The 18,828-nt window shown below is 57.7% G+C and carries 19 protein-coding genes and 1 pseudogene; 7 read left to right on the top strand and 13 right to left on the bottom strand.

Annotated elements, in window-relative coordinates; genetic code table 11:
• From RRF55_RS26510 to RRF55_RS26485, 6 genes are all read right to left on the bottom strand, one after another.
• Positions 1–910 (bottom strand): ABC transporter ATP-binding protein (locus RRF55_RS26510; protein WP_439419185.1); only part of this gene is annotated, 910 nt, incomplete at its 3' end.
• Positions 907–1,857: an oligopeptide ABC transporter permease gene (opp4C, locus tag RRF55_RS26505; protein ID WP_016197619.1), complete on the bottom strand. Its 951-nt coding sequence runs from the start codon at positions 1,855–1,857 to the stop codon at positions 907–909. The genes opp4C and RRF55_RS26510, both read right to left, overlap by 4 nt.
• Positions 1,854–2,813 carry an ABC transporter permease gene (locus RRF55_RS26500; protein ID WP_004175825.1) on the bottom strand — a complete coding sequence of 320 codons (960 nt, stop codon included), beginning with the start codon at positions 2,811–2,813 and terminating at the stop codon, positions 1,854–1,856. The genes opp4C and RRF55_RS26500 overlap by 4 nt, the downstream gene beginning before the upstream one ends.
• Before the next feature lie 43 nt (positions 2,814–2,856).
• Complete coding sequence (locus RRF55_RS26495; RefSeq protein ID WP_064153674.1) at positions 2,857–4,560, bottom strand: ABC transporter substrate-binding protein; 1,704 nt, start codon at positions 4,558–4,560, stop codon at positions 2,857–2,859.
• Between the two features lie 344 nt (positions 4,561–4,904).
• Positions 4,905–5,588, bottom strand: a complete 684-nt coding sequence (locus RRF55_RS26490) for a CatA-like O-acetyltransferase, family 1 (protein ID WP_004175829.1) — start codon at positions 5,586–5,588, stop codon at positions 4,905–4,907.
• 31 nt (positions 5,589–5,619) lie between these two features.
• On the bottom strand, positions 5,620–6,003 hold the full coding sequence (locus RRF55_RS26485) for a VOC family protein (protein WP_023278937.1): 384 nt from the start codon (positions 6,001–6,003) through the stop codon (positions 5,620–5,622).
• Positions 6,004–6,094: 91 nt separating this feature from the next.
• Here RRF55_RS26485 and RRF55_RS26480 point away from each other — a divergent pair, with 91 nt between their 5' ends.
• Positions 6,095–6,865, top strand: a complete 771-nt coding sequence (locus tag RRF55_RS26480) for a DeoR/GlpR family DNA-binding transcription regulator (RefSeq protein WP_004184291.1) — start codon at positions 6,095–6,097, stop codon at positions 6,863–6,865.
• A gap of 4 nt (positions 6,866–6,869) precedes the next feature.
• Here RRF55_RS26480 and RRF55_RS26475 read toward each other — a convergent pair whose 3' ends face one another.
• The gene (locus tag RRF55_RS26475) at positions 6,870–7,499 is read right to left on the bottom strand and encodes a LysE family translocator (protein ID WP_002907812.1); all 630 of its coding nucleotides are present in this window, start codon (positions 7,497–7,499) and stop codon (positions 6,870–6,872) included.
• A 249-nt stretch (positions 7,500–7,748) separates the two neighbouring features.
• On the opposite strand from RRF55_RS26475, the gene RRF55_RS26470 reads away from it, so the two are divergent.
• On the top strand, positions 7,749–8,384 hold the full coding sequence (locus RRF55_RS26470; RefSeq protein WP_002907811.1) for a carbonic anhydrase: 636 nt from the start codon (positions 7,749–7,751) through the stop codon (positions 8,382–8,384).
• A 312-nt stretch (positions 8,385–8,696) separates the two neighbouring features.
• On the opposite strand, the gene RRF55_RS26465 is transcribed toward RRF55_RS26470, so the two are convergent.
• The 3 genes from RRF55_RS26465 to RRF55_RS26455 all read right to left on the bottom strand — a co-directional run bounded on the left by RRF55_RS26465 (position 8,697) and on the right by RRF55_RS26455 (position 10,187).
• Positions 8,697–8,906: a YdgH/BhsA/McbA-like domain containing protein gene (locus tag RRF55_RS26465; RefSeq protein WP_002907807.1), complete on the bottom strand. Its 210-nt coding sequence runs from the start codon at positions 8,904–8,906 to the stop codon at positions 8,697–8,699.
• An 84-nt stretch (positions 8,907–8,990) separates the two neighbouring features.
• Positions 8,991–9,707, bottom strand: a complete 717-nt coding sequence (locus RRF55_RS26460; RefSeq protein WP_019705748.1) for a hypothetical protein — start codon at positions 9,705–9,707, stop codon at positions 8,991–8,993.
• Positions 9,708–9,752: 45 nt separating this feature from the next.
• Positions 9,753–10,187, bottom strand: coding sequence for a winged helix-turn-helix domain-containing protein (locus RRF55_RS26455; RefSeq protein WP_004143863.1), 435 nt, complete (start codon positions 10,185–10,187; stop codon positions 9,753–9,755).
• A gap of 401 nt (positions 10,188–10,588) precedes the next feature.
• On the opposite strand from RRF55_RS26455, the gene RRF55_RS26450 reads away from it, so the two are divergent.
• Complete coding sequence (locus RRF55_RS26450) at positions 10,589–10,738, top strand: hypothetical protein (protein ID WP_002907802.1); 150 nt, start codon at positions 10,589–10,591, stop codon at positions 10,736–10,738.
• 87 nt (positions 10,739–10,825) lie between these two features.
• Here the strand turns inward: RRF55_RS26450 and RRF55_RS26445 are convergent, their stop codons facing one another.
• Together RRF55_RS26445 and RRF55_RS26440 are read right to left on the bottom strand one after the other, a co-directional pair.
• Positions 10,826–11,662: an MBL fold metallo-hydrolase gene (locus RRF55_RS26445; RefSeq protein WP_029884586.1), complete on the bottom strand. Its 837-nt coding sequence runs from the start codon at positions 11,660–11,662 to the stop codon at positions 10,826–10,828.
• A 7-nt stretch (positions 11,663–11,669) separates the two neighbouring features.
• Positions 11,670–12,185, bottom strand: coding sequence for a DUF4286 family protein (locus RRF55_RS26440; protein WP_032415066.1), 516 nt, complete (start codon positions 12,183–12,185; stop codon positions 11,670–11,672).
• Between the two features lie 156 nt (positions 12,186–12,341).
• On the opposite strand from RRF55_RS26440, the gene RRF55_RS26435 reads away from it, so the two are divergent.
• On the top strand, positions 12,342–13,226 hold the full coding sequence (locus RRF55_RS26435) for a LysR substrate-binding domain-containing protein (RefSeq protein WP_002907799.1): 885 nt from the start codon (positions 12,342–12,344) through the stop codon (positions 13,224–13,226).
• On the opposite strand, the gene RRF55_RS26430 is transcribed toward RRF55_RS26435, so the two are convergent.
• Positions 13,223–14,149, bottom strand: a complete 927-nt coding sequence (locus RRF55_RS26430; protein WP_130974807.1) for an AraC family transcriptional regulator — start codon at positions 14,147–14,149, stop codon at positions 13,223–13,225. The genes RRF55_RS26435 and RRF55_RS26430 overlap by 4 nt on opposite strands.
• A gap of 98 nt (positions 14,150–14,247) precedes the next feature.
• On the opposite strand from RRF55_RS26430, the gene RRF55_RS26425 reads away from it, so the two are divergent.
• From RRF55_RS26425 to RRF55_RS26415, 3 genes and pseudogenes are all read left to right on the top strand, one after another.
• Positions 14,248–15,000 (top strand): SDR family oxidoreductase, encoded by a 753-nt coding sequence (locus tag RRF55_RS26425; protein WP_048331902.1) that lies wholly within the window; start codon positions 14,248–14,250, stop codon positions 14,998–15,000.
• A gap of 826 nt (positions 15,001–15,826) precedes the next feature.
• Positions 15,827–18,184: a type VI secretion system Vgr family protein gene (locus RRF55_RS26420; protein WP_431538881.1), complete on the top strand. Its 2,358-nt coding sequence runs from the start codon at positions 15,827–15,829 to the stop codon at positions 18,182–18,184.
• 15 nt (positions 18,185–18,199) lie between these two features.
• A pseudogene (locus RRF55_RS26415) lies at positions 18,200–18,828 on the top strand (hypothetical protein); the annotation flags it as partial.

The following is an 18,828-nucleotide window of genomic DNA, read 5'->3' as shown; positions in this document are numbered from 1 at the left end:
TCGCCTCCCGGCAGCGCGACGTCAACCGCTCGCCGCGCCCGGCAAAGGCGCAGCCCGCCGGCAGGGCGGCCAGATCCGGCACCTGGCCGGGAATTGAGTACAGCCGCCGACGCCGCTCACCGGGCACCGGTCGGGAGGCGATCAGCCCCCGCGTGTAGGGATGCTGAGGATGCCGTAGCACTTCCGCGGTGGCGCCTTGTTCCACAATTCGTCCGGCATACATCACCACCACCTGCTCGGCCATCTGCGCGATCACCCCCAGGTCGTGGGTCATCAGCATCATCGCCATCTGGCTGGCCCGGGCCCGATCCCGCAGCAGGCGTAGGATCTGCGCCTGCACGGTCACGTCGAGCGCGGTGGTGGGTTCGTCGGCGATCAGGAGTTTGGGCCGACAGCTCAGCGCCATGGCGATCATCACACGCTGCAGCATGCCGCCGGAAAGCTGGTGAGGATAGCGGGTCATCAGGCTGTCCCCGCGCGCCAGGCCGACCTCGCTTAACAGCTGGATGGCCTGATGCCAGGCGGCTTTCGGCGTGGCGCCGAGGTGGCGGATCGGCGGTTCGCACAGCTGCTCCCCGATGGTCAACACCGGGTTGAGGGCCGACATCGGTTCCTGAAAAATCATTGCCAGCTGGTGACCGCGCAGATCGGCCATCTGTCTGGCTTTCAGCCGCAGCAGATCGCGGTCCGCGAAGCGGATCTCGCCGCCGTCGATGCGCGCCGTCTGCGGCGGCAGGAGGCCCATCAGCGCCATGGCGGTGACGCTTTTGCCGCAGCCGGATTCACCCACCACGCCAACGGTTTGCCCGGCCTGAATGGTGAAAGAGACCTCCTGCACCGCGCGCACGCGAGAGCGTTCGCCGGCGAAAGAGACGGAGAGATGATTAAAGGAGACTAACGGCGTGGTCATTTCAGCCTCGGTTTCATATTGGGATCCATGGCGTCGCGCAGGCCATCGCCCAGCACGTTGATGGCGATCACGGTGATAAAGATGGCGATGCCCGGCGGCATCCACAGCCAGGGGCGGCGCTGGAAATCGATCAGGCTGTTAGCGGCATCCATCATATTGCCCCACGACGGCGTCGGCGGCACCACGCCGAGGCCGAGATAGCTCAGCGCGGATTCACTGAGAATGGCGTTGGCGACGGCCATGGTCGCCATCACCACCAGAATCGGAATGGTATTCGGCAGTAGGTGGCCAAACAGCCGGCGACGCGCCGACAGGCCCAGCACCTGGGTGGCCAGCATAAAATCGCGTTCGCGCAGGGAGAGACATTGCCCGCGCACCAGCCGCGCCAGTCGGGGCCACTCCAGCAGGCTGAGCATCACCACCACCATATAAATGCGCGAGTCCGGCGAAAAATCGAGCTCAGAAAGCATCGCCCCGGCGACGATCAATAGCGGTAACCCAGGGATAGTCATCACCAGGTCGGCCACGCGCATGATCAGTTTGTCGGTTAACCCGCCGACGTAACCCGAGAGGGCGCCGAGCAGGTAGCCGAGGCACACCGACATCACCATGGTCAGCAGGCCGATAACCAGCGAGATGCGCCCGGCCAGCAGCAGGCGGGTGTAGACATCGCGACCGAGGAAATCGGTCCCCAGCCAGTGTTCCGCCCCGGGCGGCTGGTTGATGCTCAGGGCGTCGGTGGCATCATCACTCCACGGCGACCAGACGGGCCCCAGCACGCACCACACCGCCATCACCGCCAGCAGGAGCAGGCAGAACATGGCCAGCCGGTTACGGCGCAGCTGTCGCCACCCCTGGCGCCAGGGAGAGGGGGTAATGTGCGCCAGCGCCGGGATAGCCGCCTGCCGCTGGCGGCGACGGGAAGCTAAGTAAGACAGGATCATCATGACCTCACCCGAATACGCGGATCGGCCCAGGCGTACAGCACGTCGGCGAGCAGATTCCCGACGATCGTCAGCACCGCCAGAAACAGGGTAAACCCCATCAGTACCGGATAGTCGCGGGCGGCCAGCGAGTCGATATGAATGTGGCCCGCCCCCGGCCAGTTGAATACCTTTTCGGTAATGATCGCCCCGGAGAACAGCCCCGGCAGCTCGAAGCCCAGCAGGGTGATAATCGGCAGCAGGGCGTTGCGCAGGGCATGTTTGAGGATCACCGTGCGCTCCTGCAACCCCTTGGCGCGGGCGGTACGGATAAAATCCATTTTCACCACGTCGAGCATACTGGCGCGCACATAGCGCGTCAGGCTGCCCGCCTGCAGCATCACCAGCGCCAGCACCGGCAGCGCCAGATGGGCAGCCACCTGCAGCACATACTGCCAGCCGCTCTCGTCGCTGCCGGTATTGGTCATCCCGCCTACCGGCAGCCAGTGGAGATCGACGGCGAACCATTTAATCAGCAGCAGGCAGAGGAAAAAGGTGGGGAACGACATGGCGGCAAACACCGCGACGCTCACCAGATGATCAAACCAGGAGCCAGGGCGCAGGGCAGAAACCACGCCCACCGCCAGGCCGATGCCCCAGTAAAAGACCAGCGCGACGCTGGCCAGCAGAAAAGAGTTCCAGATGTACTGGTTGAGCAACTGGCTGACCGGGATCTGATACTGCAGCGAAAAGCCTAAATCACCGCGCAGCAACTGTCCCAGCCAGTGGAGGTAGCGGGTCAATAGCGGCTGGTCGAGGCCGTAGATCGCCTTCAGCTCCGCGGCGCGGGCAGCGGTCAGGGTGATATTGCCATCGATAAAGTCGCCGGGGGTTTTGGCAAACAGCAAAAAAATAATGAAGGAGGCCAGCAGCAGCATCGGCAGCGTTTGCAGCAGGCGCCTCAGGATGAAATTTCTCATGACGGTCTCACATCAGCCGCCGGTTAACCCGGCGGCCAGGGATTTATTTGACGATTTTTACATCCGGCAGGCTGCCGGTCAGGCCGTTGTAGATATCCGGCTTAAAGCCGCTGACGCGGGCGCTGCTGGCGGAAAGGATCTCGCGATAGCCGAGCAGGATCACCGGCGGATCGTCGGCCAGCACTTTATACAGCTGGTGGTAGATCGGCTTGCGCTGTTCGATGTCGAGCACCGCGTTGCCGGCGTTAATCAGCTTATCGACTTCCGCGTTATGGTAGCCGGACTCTTTAGCTTCGCTGCTGTAGAAATCCCATACCCCGTCGTGCGGGTCGTTGAGGGTGCTGGTGCTGAACGAGGCCAAATCGTAATTTCCGGCTTTGCGCTGCGCCATCAGGGCGTTGAAATCCACCACCTGCGGCTTCAGCAGCACGCCAATCTGCCGCCAGTTCTCCTTGGCGATGGGGATCAGCGCATCGTTGAGCACCTTCTTGCTCACCAGCAGGGTCAGCTCCAGGCGCTGGCCGTCTTTGGCGCGGATACCGTCGGCTCCTGGTTTCCAGCCGGCCTCATCCAGCAGCTTTTTGGCCTGGGCCGGATCGTAAGGGTAAGGGTCGACGCCTTCAGCGTTAAAGGCCCAGGAGATCGGCGCGATCGGTTCGATGGCGACTTTGCCGTATCCCTGATAGACCACGTCGATCAGCTTCTGCCTATCCAGGCCGTAAATCAGCGCCTGGCGCACCCGCTTATCCTGTAGCGCCGGGCGATGCACGTTGAATTCCACCTGGCTGTAGTCGCTGGAGCCGTAAAGATTAATATTGGCGAAGCCGAGCATCTTCAGTTGCTCAATATCGTCGGGGCGCGAGGTAAAGGCGTCGTAGTCGGTCTCCCCGGTCTGGAACAGCTGGAAGTTGGTGGACGGATTGGTCACGCGATAGATAAAGCGCGGCGTTGGCGGCGTCCCACGGTAAAAATGGCTATTGGCATGGAAGCGTATTTCCTGACCGGGAATATATTTGTCGTACACGTAAGGGCCGTTGCCCAGCGGCTTGCCGTGCAGTGAGCGCAGATAGTCGAGATTCCCCCGCTGATACCCTTTGCCGTACCAGGCTTTCGACAGTACAGGCCCGCCAATTTTGGCCAGCGTGGTGGCGCCTGGCTGCGTGGTGGTCACCTGCAGGGTGAGCGGGTCGATGACCTTCAGGCCGCTGACGCTGTCAGCCTTGCCGGCTTTGTAGTCCGCCCCGCCGGCGATATTGGCCAGGGTGATGTCGGTATCGCCATCATAGCTGGGGTCGAGCAGGACCGTCAGGGTAAAGGCGACATCTTCCGCCGTCAGCGGTGAGCCGTCGCTAAAGGTGAGACCAGGGCGCAATTTGATGGTATAGACTTTGTTATCCGGGCTGACCGTCCAGCTCTCCGCCAGTCCCGGGACCAGCTTGCCCTGGCTGTCCCAGTCGATCAGGCGTGAAAAAATGACGTTAGTCACGTTCTCATCCCAGCCGTTGACGAAAAAGTAGGGGTTAAAGATCCCCTGCGGCTCGGAGATCCCGGCCACCACCGTGTCTGTGCGCAGTTTGGCGCTGGCCGGGATCTGGCTGGCGTCGCTGGCCGGGGTGATGCCTTCTTTCAGGATCACTTCCGCATGGGCAATAGAAGAAAATGCTACCACGCCGCCGAGCAGGGCCACTTTTAGCGCCAGGGCGAAGCGGGTTTGTCTGGTTTTTAATCCTTGTTGTAATCTGGACAAAAGTGCTACCTCATCAAATGATTGCGTGGTTATTTACAATTCATGACGAAAGATAAGAGGCGCACTTCGCCCTGTCTAACACTGAAACGCTATGATTTATAACTAATTATCCTTAGCAAAGGATCGGCAATATAATCCCATTTTATGGCTATGAAGCAGTGGTTTCCGCTGTCTGATGATGGTTGGTCAGCATGCTGTCTGTGACCCAGCTTTTCAATCGCGAGGTTCTGAACAGGCGTCACACCTGCGCGGTATTCGCCGGCTGAAAGGGAACGATGATAGTGGCCCCGTACCGACCACCGTGTAGGGAGTAAGGCTCCCTGGCGGTCAGTTCCGGGCAGATGTTAACGCTCCTTCGCCGCTGGGGGAAGCAGGGAGGGTGCGGTTTCGGTTAGCGGCAACCAGAGCCGCTCGGGGTCATTAAATCCCTCTTCGACAAGGGCATAAAAGCGGCTGGCGTGGAGACCATCGACGAAGGCATGGTTAAACCGCCCGGCCACCGGGATAACGCCATTCTGCAATTTTCCCCAGGTGAGCGCGGGGACCGCCGCGCCGACGGCATATTCCGCATGGGTCATCGAGGTGAAGTGGAGCCATGGCAGACAGCTGGCGCAGATAAAATGCTCGCCATCGACGATGAGCGGCGCCGGGGATGTCTCTCTTGCCGCGACAATCTTCGGCGTGGCCGCGGCGCTGAAGGCGGTGAACTCGGGAGCATTGTCGCACCACACCTGACGGAATCCCTCTCCGACGGTCATCACCGGCGTCATTACTGCCAGACTGTCATATTCAATCACCTCATCGTTCCGCACTCGCTGGCGTAGCTGCGGTACCCCGTTGGCCGCGCGCAGCAGGGCATAGAGCGCGAGCTGAAAAAACGAGACCCGACGGTCCTTCGCACATTCGTACAGGCGCTGCGCCGCTATCGGCACGCAGAGATTAAAGCTGGGGTTGGCGAATTGGCGGTAAAAAGTGAAATGGTCCCGGCGGGGCCAGGATGCGGTGTCGATAATCCGGTAATGTGCCATGGCTGCCTCCTGAATACTGGCGTTCTGCTGACTATGCGACGATTTCGATCAGGTTGCCATCGGGATCGGCGATCACCGCCTCATAATAGCCGTCGCCGGTGGTGCGCGGCGGCGAAATCAGTATTCCGGCGGCCCCGGCGCGTTGGGCGATGGCATCGACCTGTTCCGCCCCGCCCACCGAGAGGGCCAGATGCGCCCAGCCGGTATGGTTATTATCCGCGCTGGCCTGCTGCAGGCCAGGCTTGCTCATCAACTCTATCACCACCTCGTCGTCGATAGTAACAAAATAGGAGGCAAAGCCGGGGTTGGTCTGGCTAAGGTATTTTTCATTGATGCTGGCGGCAAAGAAGTCCACCCAGAAGCGGGCCTGGACGTCGAGCTGTTGGGTCCACAGGGCGAAATGGGCAATTTTCATGGTAAACCTCCGGGCAGGAACGTTGACAACCAGAGCAGGGCAGACGATCATGCTTGCTACTGCTCGGTTTTGATCATTTAAGGATTGTGTTATGCTCGATTATGCTGCTTTCCCTCAACAGCGACAAGCGCTGATTTGCCAGATCCTGCAGGAAAACGGCAGAGTGGTGTGCGCGGAGCTGGCGGCGCGTCTTCAGGTGTCGGAGCATACCATCCGCCGCGATCTGCATGAGCTCAGCCGCGAGGGATTCTGTAAAAAGGTGTATGGCGGGGCGGTGCTGAGTCTGCCGGAAGCGGGGGATTACAGTGAGCGGAAAGATAAAAACCGCGCGATAAAGCTCAGGATCGCGCAACAGTGTGCCCGGCTGGTGAAGCCCGGCGGCACTATTTTCATTGATACCGGGACCACCAATCTGGCGATGGCCGAGGCGCTGCCCACCGAGCTGGCGCTGACGGTGGTAACGAACTCGCCGGAGATCGCCGCGGTACTGGTGAAAAAACCGCTGTATGACGTGGTGATGCTTGGCGGCCAGGTACAGCGCGCGAGCGGCGGTTGCGTCGGCGCCGCGGCGGTGGCTCAGGTGCAGGGCATGTTATTCGACCAGGGGTTTATCGGCGGCTGCGCGATGGCGCCAGAGTCGGGCCTGACCGGCTTTGACTATGCCGACTGCGAGTTCAAGAAAGCGGTCATTAAACAGTGCAGCGAAATTATTGTTGGTCTGACTTCGGATAAAATTCCGGCCGCAGCGCGGTTTGTGGTGGCCGCCAGCAGCGATATCGATGTGCTGGTGGTGGAAGAGAATATCAGTCGCGAATATCGCGTTGCCTTTCAGCAGCACGATATTCGCATCTATACCGTGTAACCCGCTAGCGGGTGAGGGAGGTGGCGATAAGCCGCAGGCCCAGCGCCCCCAGCACCGTCGCGGTGGCGATGTCGATCCGCCGCTTCAGCCGCAGGTAGACGCGCCGCGGGCGGTCAGCAGACAGCACCAGCGCCACCAGCGAATACCAGCTGACGTCGATCAGAAAGCTCATCAGCGGCACGATGTAATAGAAGGCGGTGGGGATCTGCGCCGGCAGCAGGGCGGTAAAAATTGAGGCGAACACCAGCGCAGTTTTGGGATTGCTGAGCTGAGTATACAGCCCGTCGCGGAAGGTCTTCAGCAAAGAGCGGTTGCCGGCCATCCCGCTGGCGGAAAAGTCCATCGGCTGCGCCGACCCGCGAAAAATTTTATAGCCCAGCCACAGCAGATAGAGCCCGCCCGCCACCTTCAAACCAATAAACAGCTCCGGCACCGCGGTGAGCACCTTCTGCAGGCCCAGCATCGCCATAATGGAGAAAATGGCCGCACCGGCGCCAGTACCGAGGGCGGTCACCATACCGTGCAGACGCGAGCGAGCGACGGCATTGCGCGCGACAAAAATAAAGCTTGGGCCGGGACTGATCACGCCCATGATCAGCACCGCGGCAATGGCCATCAGGCTGGATAGGAACATAGCGACTCCTGTTATGTCCGCCGCAGGCAGGCGGTCGGTAACGTGTGGACGGTTGGAGCAGACAGAGTAGCAAACTGGTTCAGGAAAGCACGTCAAAAAGGTGTGTATTAGACGGGGAGAAGCAGGCGTTGGCGGCGCGCGTTTTCTGCGCAACTGTTTGAATAACGATTCCCATTCTTGTCATCGATGGTAAACTGAATAACTGTGATCTTTGTCATACCGTAATAACTACAGAGAAGAGACACTGCTATGCAACATATCATTGAGGGCTTCCTCAACTTCCAGAAAGAGATCTTCCCCCAGCGTAAAGAACTCTTCCGCAGCCTGGCCTCCAGCCAGAATCCCAAAGCGCTTTTCATCTCCTGTTCTGACAGCCGTCTGGTGCCGGAACTGGTTACCCAGCAGGAGCCGGGACAGCTCTTTGTCATTCGTAATGCCGGGAATATCGTGCCGTCTTTCGGGCCGGAGCCGGGCGGCGTTTCCGCGACCATCGAATATGCAGTGGTTGCGCTGGGCGTGACGGATATCGTGATCTGCGGCCATTCCAACTGCGGCGCGATGAAAGCGATCGCCACCTGTCAGTGCCTTGAGCCGATGCCGGCGGTGTCTCACTGGCTACGCTATGCCGATGCCGCGAAAGCGGTGGTGGAAAAGAAAACCTGGGCTAGCGAAACCGATAAGGTCAATGGCATGGTGCAGGAAAACGTCATCGCCCAACTGAATAACATCAAGACCCATCCTTCGGTGGCGGTTGGTCTGCGCGACCATACCCTGCGCCTGCATGGCTGGTTCTACGACATCGAAACCGGCGATATTCAGGCGCTGGATAAAAACACGAAATCCTTTGTTTCGCTGTCGGAAAATCCGGACGTCTTTTTCGAATAAAGTCTTTCCAGGGCACGGAGGCCCTGCAAACCCTCACCACGCCACGCAAATTTTGCCAAAATGGGCGCCGCTTTGCAGACAGCGGAAGGCCTCCGACTGATTCGCGGCGACAGACCTCTCCGCTTTACGCCGACAAGCCGCAGATAATCCAGCCAATCGGGTATTTATTGCTATCAGGCTCTTTTTGTGCTGAGAGTCAGTATTGTCCGGGATCCGGCGAATGCCGCATGGACCTGCCGGGAAAGGTCAGGAAGGGGGAAAAACTAAAGCGCCGTCCAGGCGGCGCTTTAGGAAACGTTTAGGGGCAAGGGTTTATTTGCTCAGTTCAGCCGTCATATGAACACGGTTGTTAAACTGGGCGCTGGTAATTTTATAGGATGCACCCTGTTCTGCGGCCTGGGCGGCAATTTTAGCTTCCGCGCGGTCCAGCGTGGAGGCAGTGGCGCTGACGCTCTGAGCAAAGCTGGCAGCAGAGAACAGAGATAGCGCAGCAACAGCAACGAAAGTTTTGATGAATTTCATGGTCGTATTCCTTAATTTGGTGTCTGATAAAGGGCCTGTTGCCCTGATGTGATAAAGAATACGCTTGATTGCTGGAGCCTAAAATCAAAACAATTTGCGAAACTCTTTCAAATAATATGAATGATTTTCCGCCAGCCGCGAGGCTGCGCGCGGCGGCAGGGTTGCATTAGCTGCTGTGGTCAGGCATCGGAGGTCGGCAGACAGGCGACTAAAAGAGAGCCTGTCGGTCATGAAATGATGAAAATGGCTATGACTGACCAGGCGGAAATTCACTTTAATCCTTTCCAGGCCGTTATAGACCCGCTTGCGATTAATCCCCAGCGTAGCGGCCATTTGATGAACCGACTGACCCTTCATGGTGGCATCAATCATCCGCATCTCCAGGCGGTTGAGCGGGGCTCGTTGACGGAAAGAAACGCTCTGACGTTGGTGACGCGGCACGAGTGGCCAGCGGCGCTCGGCCAGGCAGCGCAGAAGGCGGCTCACTTCACGTACCGCTTCGCGCTGGCTGACCCACAGTAGGGTATCCGCGAAAAAGGCGCGTCCGCGCCTTACGTTGCCGGCTGACGTAAAGCCAATGACCAGGCCCTGAAAGTGCTGAGCGATTTCAGCGGCAGCCAGGTAATCATGATAGTTTTCCAGTGACAAAATAATCACATCCAGCCCGGACAGTTCTGGAAGATGGCTGAGGGGCAGGGAGTGAATAACCTTTAATTCGGGCGCTGTTTTCTGAATATCCCGAAAACACTGGGCGATACCGATATTAAAATAAATATTATTGCTGTGAATTAAAATATTCAACGAATAAACCCTGTTGCTGGCGATGTAAACGGCGCGGGGAGGGGATTAGCTGCGTACCAGAAGCTTATTCATATCAGCAGGCGAAGTGTTTATATAATTCATCATCCCCGGCGGTTTGTATGAATAAATTTCGGCTACGTAAACGTTATTAATATAATACCCCGCGCACTTAACGCGGATGATTAACGCGCTCTCCACGCCAGCCTGGTGTAAGCGAGACTTTAAGCTCTGAATAACCTGCCATAGGCGCTGCGCGGAAGGGCGGAGATTATTTTTTTCCCAAACGTTAATCATTAACTCTTCATCGCTGACCAGACGTTCTCTGCCGTGCGCCAGCAGGTACTCCAGTAAACAGGCCATGGTGCTGCGTAGCTGGACTTGCGTCCGTGTCCCGCGCAGCGTGATAATTTCCCGATGATGCAGGCAGTAGAAAATATTATCCGCTAACTTATAGCCAAGTAGTTTATAGCCTTTAGTCATCCACCACTCCCTGACAAATCCTCTTCTTGCCGGTGCAGAGTACCTGCCCGCTGCTGACTGACCAAGTGAATTTTATCAGTTAGAATAATCAAAACAAATAACCACACAGCCATACATAACTAGAATAAAAATCTGATAATATCGCTTGATTCTGTTGTATTATGCGGTATAGGAAAAGTCTTAATCAGGCGACTGGCGAAGGTAAGCGCTTGAAAATATAGGTGGCATCGAAAAATAAATGCACTTAAATTGATTTGGATCAATTTAAGCTATTTCAGAGGGCGATGACCATTTACATTCTAAAACAAAGATTGAAATAACTTCCGTTACGCGGTGATACGCTAATTCTGAACTTGTGGAACTACCCAGGGAATGGTTCATTTTTTTTTAGGAGCGTTTTTATGGTCATTGCAACTCGTAAGCCTCTGTGCAACAAACGCTGGTCGGCCAGCCCGGCCTCCCAGGATCTTCAGTTGACTCAGCTACGTCACCCGTGGGTCGCCACCAAAGCCAGCTGCAAAAGTAAAAAAGGCTGGAAGAGCCGCGGTTAACGGCTCGTCCACTTTCCCGGACAAAACGCCCCGGTCGTGCTCATGCCGCGACCCGGGTTTTACTGTGGTCATTGTTCTGCTCAACGATCACACCGAGCGCAGACAATAGCCTGAGGCGGTGTTCTCCACTCTGGCGAATCCCGGCAGGCCAAGATGCATACCGGCAATCAACCACCGTTCGCTGGCGGCCTGGTGCAGCAGGATCTCCCTGGTACGCCGGGCCTGTTCAGGATCGACGTCGAAGGCGACCGAGGCTTCTGGCCGCGCAGACTGAATGGACGGGAAATGGACGATATCCCCCCAGATCAGCAGCGAGGTATCGCCCGCTTCGAGACGATACCCGGTATGCCCGGGCGTATGGCCGGGCAGAGGGCACGGGCGGATCCCGGCGATCACCTCCTCATCATCAACCCCGCTGATATGCGCCGCGCAGTTCGCCAGTACACGGCGAACAAGCAGCACGTTGCGCCGGCCGCGATCGCTGGCGTTGTCGAACGTGGATGTTGCCAGCCAGTAAGCGCTTTCCCGCGTAGGCAGGAACACCGTGGCGTTGGGATACGCTGGCGTACCAGCGGCGGACAGCAGGCCGCCGATATGGTCCGGATGGGCGTGGGTGAGAAGGATGGCGTCGATCTCCTCGGGACCAACGCCGAGCCGCGCCAGATTGGCGATAAGTTCGCCGCCAACGCCATTGGCTCCGCCGGTGCCGGTATCCACCAGCACCGTATTCCCGCGACCGCGGATCAGATAGGCGCCAATCGCAATGGTCTCTGGTGAGGCTAATCCTGAATGCCGCTGCAGATGTTCTGCCTCCTCCCGTGAGATACCCGAGAGTAAGGACAGCGGCGCTGACATCAGACCATCACTCACGGCAGTCACCGTCAGGTCGCCAGCGGTCAACGTATAAAAGGGAGCAGGTGACATGGCGACCTCACGCGCGCTGCGCCGGGTTGCGTAACCGGGCGGTGATGGGCTGATAGATAAAGACGGCGGCAGTCGTGGCCAGGTGATGCAGGTTGTCTCGTGAGACGATGGCGGCATACCGGCTTTGTTCGGTCGCCAGGCCGCCTGGCTGCAGGAGTATCGGCGCAGCGACGGGCAAGTCCTCCGCAGTATCGCCCAGCAGCAGCACTTCATCCGGGGCAACCTCCCGCAGCGTATTATTCGTTAGATAGAGATGGCGATGCCAGTCGGCGATCGCCGATTGCCAGCGGGCAAAATGGCCGCCGCCGTTGCGGCGGTAGGCATCGCTGTCGATGACGGTAGCATCGTGGATATCGTGCAGCGCCAGGTAGCAGGGGCAGCCCTCGCTAAGAGCGCGGAAGCGCTGGGAGGCGTAGAAACCGGGCACAGAGACCAGCGCCGGTAGTTTTTCCTGATTGTAAAAGGTATTCCACGCCGCTTCGCTTTGGGGATCGGTGTAGGCGCATTCGACGACATAGAGCATAGTGACCTCGATGAACAGATGATGTGGCGCACAAGGCGCTTTAGTGAGTTTTCATCATCCTATCGGCTAAAAATGGCGCTGAAAAACGATGTTAATTCAAGGATTAGTGATATTCTGTCACTGACTTTCGGTGAGCCTGCACAAGGAGCATTGGCTATGCGTCGTAAAATCCCCAGCAGCGCTGCGCTACTGGCTTTTGAGGCCGCGGCTCGTCACGGCAACTTTGCCCGCGCGGCGGCGGAGCTCGCGTTAACGGAAGGGGCCATCAGCCGGCAGATTGCCCGTCTGGAAGCGCTCCTCGACAGTAAACTCTTCGACAGGACGGGGAGCCGGGTGCGGCTCAATCCGGCAGGCGCCCGCTATGCTCGTCAGGTCCGCGAGATCCTCGCTCGTCTGGAACGGGACACCCATGACGTCAGCGGGATGCCCGTCGATGGCCGCAGCCTGGAGATCGCCGTGCTCCCCACCTTCGCCAGCCGCTGGTTAATTCCCCGGCTCGGGCGCTTTGCGGCGCAGCATCCGCATATCGTGGTCAATATCGCCGCCCGCAGCGATCCCTTCATTCTGCCGGGAAGCGGATTTGATGCCGCCATCCATTTTGAACACCCGGCGTGGACCGGAATGGAGGTGACGTTTTTATTTGCGGAGTATTTGCTGCCGGTCTGCCATGCTGCGCTGCTGACGGATGACGATCTTCCGGGGCTGCTTAACCGGCTAACGCGCATTCACCGGCGGCAAAACCCGGACGCCTGGCTGCACTATGCCCGCGAGTGCGGTCTGGCGCTGGATAACCCCGCCCAGGGGCCGCGCTACGATCTGCATGAGATGGCGATCGCCGCGGTACTTAGCCAGCAGGGTGTGGCCCTGGTGCCGAAGATGTATGTGGAAAGCGAGCTGAGCGCCGGAACGCTGGTTGCCCCGTGGCCGGGCTCCCCGACGCTGGCTAAGCGCTTCTGCTTGATCAAACCCGGCGGCGGGGAGGGGGAGCCAGCGCTGCAGATGTTTGAGCGCTGGCTGCAGACGGAGATTGCGGCAGGTTAAGTCAGAGCTGGCCGGGAGACATTTAGCGCCGCCCGCTGGCGGGCATATATGCCCGGCGATATCCCGGTATAACGGGTAAAAGCTACGCTGAACGCGCTGGCCGAGCCATAGCCGATGCGCTCGGCGATATCCGCAATGCTGATGCCCGTCTCGCTCAGCCACTGCATGGCCAGGGTCATTCGCCAGCCTAACAGATAGCCCATCGGGGTCATCCCGGTCAGGTCGGTAAAGCGTTCAAATAACGTCGAGCGAGACAGCGCGCAGTCGGCGGCCAGGGCGTTGACCGTCCAGCGTCTGGCGGGGGCCTGATGCAGCAGACGGATTGCCTGGGCGACCCGCGGGTCGCTCAGCCCGCGCATCAGACCGGGGGTCGCGAGCGTGCCGGAGGAACGGATGGCCTCGATAAAAAGCAGCTCAACCATCCGCGCCAGAACGAAAGATTTGCCCGCGCGATCCGCCTGCGCTTCCTCTTTCAGCAGCCCGACAAAGGTGGCCAGCCGCGGTTGATTGCGGATCACCACAAAGGCTGGCAATAGCGAGGCCAGCAGGCTGGCGTTCGTTGAACCGGAAGCGCAGTGGCCAATCAGCGCCTGCATCTGCGCAGGCTTGTCGAGGACGCCCAGCCGAAAGTGTCCCTCCGCCAGTTGCACCGGGATGGTTTCCAGCGCCGGTGAAGGAGGCGGGGTCAGGCTGGTTAGCGAGAAGCGGTACGCCGCCGGGATCAGAATAAAATCCCCGGCGCGCAGGATCTGCGGCTCATGCTGGTCAATTTCCAGCCGACAGCCGCCTTCCAGCACGACGCCATAAAATGACAACCCCTGATCCGAGCGCCGGACTCGCCAGTCTCCCGCCCCCTCGATGGTTTTGGTCAGCACCGCTCTGAGATTTAACATCGCGATGACCTCCGCCAGCGGATCGCTCATTTCCGGACTCCTGCTAAAGAATGATGGATTATTGACCCTATATCGTCCGGCACGGCCTGTCTATGATGAAAAGGAAGAAGCCATTCGGAGACAGAGATATGCAAACGATAATGATCACCGGCTGTTCATCGGGTTTTGGCCTGGAGACGGCGCGTTATTTTCTCGAACAAGGCTGGAAGGTTATTGCCACGATGCGCGCTCCGCAGGAAGGTTTGTTACCCGCCAGCGACCGCCTGCGGCTGGTACGTCTTGACGTCACTTCGGCGCAGAGTATCGCAGAGGCCATTGCCGAAGTCGGAGAGATTGATGTGCTGGTTAACAACGCCGGGGTGGGGATGCTTAATGCCCTGGAGGGCGCCCCGCGCGAGGCGATAGCCAACCTGTTTGCCACCAATACCCTGGGAACGATTGCCATGACCCAGGCGGTGATCCCCCGGTTCAGAGCGCGCCGAAGCGGGACCATCGTTAATATTACCTCGGCGGTCACCCTGCAACCGATGCCCCTGCTGGCTGTCTACACCGCGAGTAAGGCGGCGGTGAATGCCTTCATGGAGTCGCTGGCGCTGGAGCTCCTTGCTTTTAATATTCGCTTCGGGCTGATCCTCCCGGGACGCGCCCCGCAGACCCGGTTCGGGGAAAACGCCCGCCGGACGATGGGACAGCTCCCGGAGAGCTATGCGGCGCTCGGCCAGCAGATCTTCGACAGCATGCAGGATAACGCCAGCGTGACGCAGGCGACCGATGTCGCTCAGGCCGTCTGGCGAATGGTGCACGATCCTGATGCCCCTTCGCGGCTGCCGGCAGGGGAAGACGCCCTGGCGATGGCGCAGGCCAGTCATCGCCTTGTCTGAAGGCAATATGCGGGACTTGTCTGTCAGACGGTGGGTGCGCAAGCTGCCGCTGCGCTTTATGGTCGGGGTATATTATCTCTGTCAGGATCGCCTGGATAATATGAGCTGTTATACGATATAACGGTCGGGGGGATTTACTGATATAAATCAGGACAGCAATGTATTTCATGGTGCGTTTTCGCAGCTTATTCTGGATGTGTGCGATCCGTCCGCTATATTATTAGATGATCAATAGCTCAGGTCATTTATATGTAAATTCTCAATGTAATTCGGGCGTTAATCTTAAAAAGTTAGTCTGGCCCGGTCGGGGCTGGACTTTCTTTATTTTACTGTGGCATGGTTTCCTCCCTGTTGTACCGCGCGCTCGCTTTTTTACACCAGGGAATAGTTTTCAGTATGGAATATTGTTGTTGCGAAGCCACCGCTTCTGCCCTGCGTCCAGACAGCTTCCTTCTCTCGCATGACAAAATATTATCAGTTTATTTGTTTTATTCTGTTTATCGTCTTTTTCAGCATTACGCAGTCACTCCCGATCTGAACCGAGATTCCGCTGAATTCAAACTGAATATACTCCGGCAGTACGCGGATACGAACGGGATTTTCTTGTGCATGTATTGCTGAGCGACTGCTATTCCGGGCGTTAAATAAAAGATCACCGTTCTGCCTTACCCAGTGCGCTTTGGGTTCCTGTAGGGAGACAGCGACGGGCGGTAGCGTTCGCGAAAGCAGGCGGGTGCGATAGCGCGGCCAGTGGGTGGGGTGGCGAAGGGTAACGAATGGAGGACGTAATGATGAATTTTAACGCCAGAAAAGATGGAGTGAAGCGATGAGGAACAGGCTGATAAACGATGCAACCAGTTTGGTAAAGCAACCGCCGGGGCAGTCACGCTACCGGATAGACGTTCATGGCTGTACAGAATTTCTTGATGTGCTGAACTTCCGTTCTGTGGAGTCCCTCAGTCAGCCCTGGCGATTTGATATCGCCGTGACCTCCTCTACGCCGGATATTGCCAGTGAAGCGGTGCTGTTAAAACCTGCGTCATTTACGTTCCAGACACCGATATTTAACGGGGCGCCGGCTGTTCCGGTGCGTACCGTCTATGGCGTAGTGGCATCGTTTGAACGGATATCCATGTCAAATGACGATACCCGTTATGCTATGACGATCGTTCCCCGCATCGCCCTTCTGGAGTATACGAAAGGGAACGAAATCTATCTCAATCAGTCAGTCACTGAAGTTGTGGAAAAGGTACTGCGTAAACACGGTCTGGAAGGGCCTGATTTCGAGTTCCGGCTTTCCCGCGAATATCCGTCCCGGGAGCTCATCACCCAGTGGCGGGAGACTGACCTTGAGTTTATCCAGCGCCTGCTGGCGGAGGTGGGTATTTACTGGCGCTATGAAATGGACAGCCGACTTGAACAGGACGTGGTGATTTTTCAGGACAGCCAGCAGCAGTATGAATTTGGCGTCACGCTGCCACTGCGCAACCAGGCCGGGATGAGTGACAGCGGACAGGAGAGTATCTGGGATATTCAGACGGCATATAACGTGGTGAGCGGAAGGGTGGCCACCCGGGACTACAACTACCGGGAAGCGCTGACGCCGCAGGACAGCACGGAAAGTATCAGCAGTCAGGAAGGGATCACCGCCGGTGAAATTTACCACTACGCGGAGCCTTTCCTGACAGCGGGTGATACGGAAAGTACAGAGTCCGGGACGTATTTCGCCCGTCTGCGTCACGAGCGCATTCTGAACACGCAATATCATGTCACCGGGCATTCCTCCAGCCCTCATCTGGCGCCGGGCCAGGTTCTGGAAACGGACGGCTCGTTACCCGATGTCGTTAAGGAAGGTATCGTCATCACCACGGTACGCACCAGCGGTTCACGCAAAAGTAGCTTTACGCTGACATTTGAGGGGATCCCCTACAGCGAAACCGTCTGTTACCGTCCGGCGCTGCTCAGTCGCCCGGTGATATCCGGCTCGCTGCCTGCCCGGGTGGAAAGCACGCAGAAAGGCGACACCTGTGCCTGGCTCGACCAGGAAGGCCGCTATCGTGTGAAACTGGACTTTGACCGCGACAGTACCGAACAGGGCTATGCGTATCTGTGGCTGCGGCTGGCGAAACCGTATGCCGGTGATACATACGGCTTCCACTCGCCGCTTCTCGACGGAACGGAAGTGGCCGTCGTATTTGACAGTGGAGACCCGGATCGTCCCTACATCGCTTATGCCCTGCATGATTCAGAGCATCCGGACCATGTTACCAGCGACAATCATACGCGGAACGTGTGGCGCACACCGGCGAACAATAAGCTGCGGATGGAGGATAAGCGCCAGGAAGAGCATATCAAGCTCGCCACCGAATACGGCAAAAGCCAGCTCAATATGGGCCATCTGGTTAACGCACAGCGTGAGCAGCGCGGCGCTGGTTTTGAGCTGCGAACGGATGAGTTTGGCGCGGTCCGCGCAGCCAAAGGCCTCTACCTGACGGCGGATGAACAGGCAAAAGCGCAGGGGCCTGTGCTTGAAATGGCCCCTGCCATTAATCAGATTAACCAGGCGAACAGCCAGATGCAGGCCCTGAACAGCGCCGCCGAAGCCGCCGGAGCCCTGATCTGCGACATCAATACCCAGATAAATTTTGTGACCGACAAAATCAAAGACCTCCAGTCTGCGGTCCTGCTGGGGAGTGCGCCGCAGGGGGTGGCACTGACCTCAGGCGAACACCTTCAGCTCAGCAGTACCCGCAACACCATGATCAATGCCGGTCAGCATCTTGATATCGGTGCGATGAAGAATCTGTCTGTAACGGTAGAAAAAGCCCTGGGTATGTTTGTGCATGAAGACGGGGCGAAGCTGGTCGCCAATCAGGGGGATATTGATATTCAGGCGCAGCACAACACGATGGCGCTTCTGGCAAAGCAGCAGGTGACGATAACCAGCTGCGAGGATGGGATTACCATCAGCACGCCGGAGACACTGACGCTGAATGGCGGCGGATCGTATCTGAAGCTGAGTAAAAACGGGATTGAGCATGGTACTGAGGGAATGATGGTGATGAAGGTAGCGAGCTATCTGGTGCCAGGAAGTGGCAGCAGTCTGCCACTGGAGACACCGGACTTTAAAACGACGGACGTGAAGGTCATAACAAAAAATTCCGCCAAATGGACGAGTGAATAATATGGAAAGTTATTTATGACAGCAAAGCTACCCAAAATCAGTTATCCCGTACCGTCAAACAAAAATGGTCATGCCTTTTCCTCTGCGGAAGAGTTGTTATCGACGCTCGGAGGGGAAAGCTCAGGACTGTATCTGGTGGGAAGTCAGGGAATGTGGCATGGCGGTATCCATATTACTGATGCCACTATTCCCTGGTGCGCCCTGAGTACTGACAGCGAAGCTGAGAATGAATATTGTCGTGAGCTCTATAAAGGGGAACAATTTATTCGTTGTATGGCGGATGGTGAGATAGTGGCCTGGCGCGTCAGTAAGGACTATGAGAGTGCTGCGATTGAATGGTGCGGTGAAAAACTGTTCCTTTCCACTTCCTTTGTGCTGGTGAAACATTATATCCAGCCGGGTGATATGGAAGAGAGCGGACTGACATTTTTCACTCTGTATATGAATCTGGCGCCTTATGCTGCTTATCAACAACAGGGAAGTCTGTCTGACAGAAAAGTGGCAGGCGTCCAGCGCTATTATACCAGTGCCGAAGATGTGCAGGCAGAGCACGAAGCCGGGAAACTGGATAAAGACACGCTTGTCACGATGAGTGACGCTATTGTCACCCGCAGCAGAGACAGGCGTCAGTTTACTGAAGTGAC

This window comes from Klebsiella sp. K47 (assembly GCF_051858335.1).
GTDB classification, from domain to species: domain Bacteria; phylum Pseudomonadota; class Gammaproteobacteria; order Enterobacterales; family Enterobacteriaceae; genus Klebsiella; species Klebsiella pneumoniae.
This window is presented reverse-complemented; position numbering and strand designations above follow the sequence as displayed.

Coding starts and splice junctions, on each gene's coding strand:
- RRF55_RS26420 (WP_431538881.1), top strand. CDS start 15,827: ATGAGGAACAGGCTGATAAACGATGCAACCAGTTTGGTAAAGCAACCG.
- RRF55_RS26425 (WP_048331902.1), top strand. CDS start 14,248: ATGCAAACGATAATGATCACCGGCTGTTCATCGGGTTTTGGCCTGGAG.
- RRF55_RS26485 (WP_023278937.1), bottom strand. CDS start 6,003: ATGAAAATTGCCCATTTCGCCCTGTGGACCCAACAGCTCGACGTCCAG.
- RRF55_RS26490 (WP_004175829.1), bottom strand. CDS start 5,588: ATGGCACATTACCGGATTATCGACACCGCATCCTGGCCCCGCCGGGAC.
- RRF55_RS26445 (WP_029884586.1), bottom strand. CDS start 11,662: ATGTCACCTGCTCCCTTTTATACGTTGACCGCTGGCGACCTGACGGTG.
- RRF55_RS26440 (WP_032415066.1), bottom strand. CDS start 12,185: ATGCTCTATGTCGTCGAATGCGCCTACACCGATCCCCAAAGCGAAGCG.
- RRF55_RS26475 (WP_002907812.1), bottom strand. CDS start 7,499: ATGTTCCTATCCAGCCTGATGGCCATTGCCGCGGTGCTGATCATGGGC.
- RRF55_RS26430 (WP_130974807.1), bottom strand. CDS start 14,149: ATGAGCGATCCGCTGGCGGAGGTCATCGCGATGTTAAATCTCAGAGCG.
- RRF55_RS26450 (WP_002907802.1), top strand. CDS start 10,589: ATGGTCATTGCAACTCGTAAGCCTCTGTGCAACAAACGCTGGTCGGCC.
- RRF55_RS26480 (WP_004184291.1), top strand. CDS start 6,095: ATGCTCGATTATGCTGCTTTCCCTCAACAGCGACAAGCGCTGATTTGC.
- RRF55_RS26500 (WP_004175825.1), bottom strand. CDS start 2,813: ATGAGAAATTTCATCCTGAGGCGCCTGCTGCAAACGCTGCCGATGCTG.
- RRF55_RS26465 (WP_002907807.1), bottom strand. CDS start 8,906: ATGAAATTCATCAAAACTTTCGTTGCTGTTGCTGCGCTATCTCTGTTC.
- opp4C (WP_016197619.1), bottom strand. CDS start 1,857: ATGATGATCCTGTCTTACTTAGCTTCCCGTCGCCGCCAGCGGCAGGCG.
- RRF55_RS26470 (WP_002907811.1), top strand. CDS start 7,749: ATGCAACATATCATTGAGGGCTTCCTCAACTTCCAGAAAGAGATCTTC.
- RRF55_RS26455 (WP_004143863.1), bottom strand. CDS start 10,187: ATGACTAAAGGCTATAAACTACTTGGCTATAAGTTAGCGGATAATATT.
- RRF55_RS26435 (WP_002907799.1), top strand. CDS start 12,342: ATGCGTCGTAAAATCCCCAGCAGCGCTGCGCTACTGGCTTTTGAGGCC.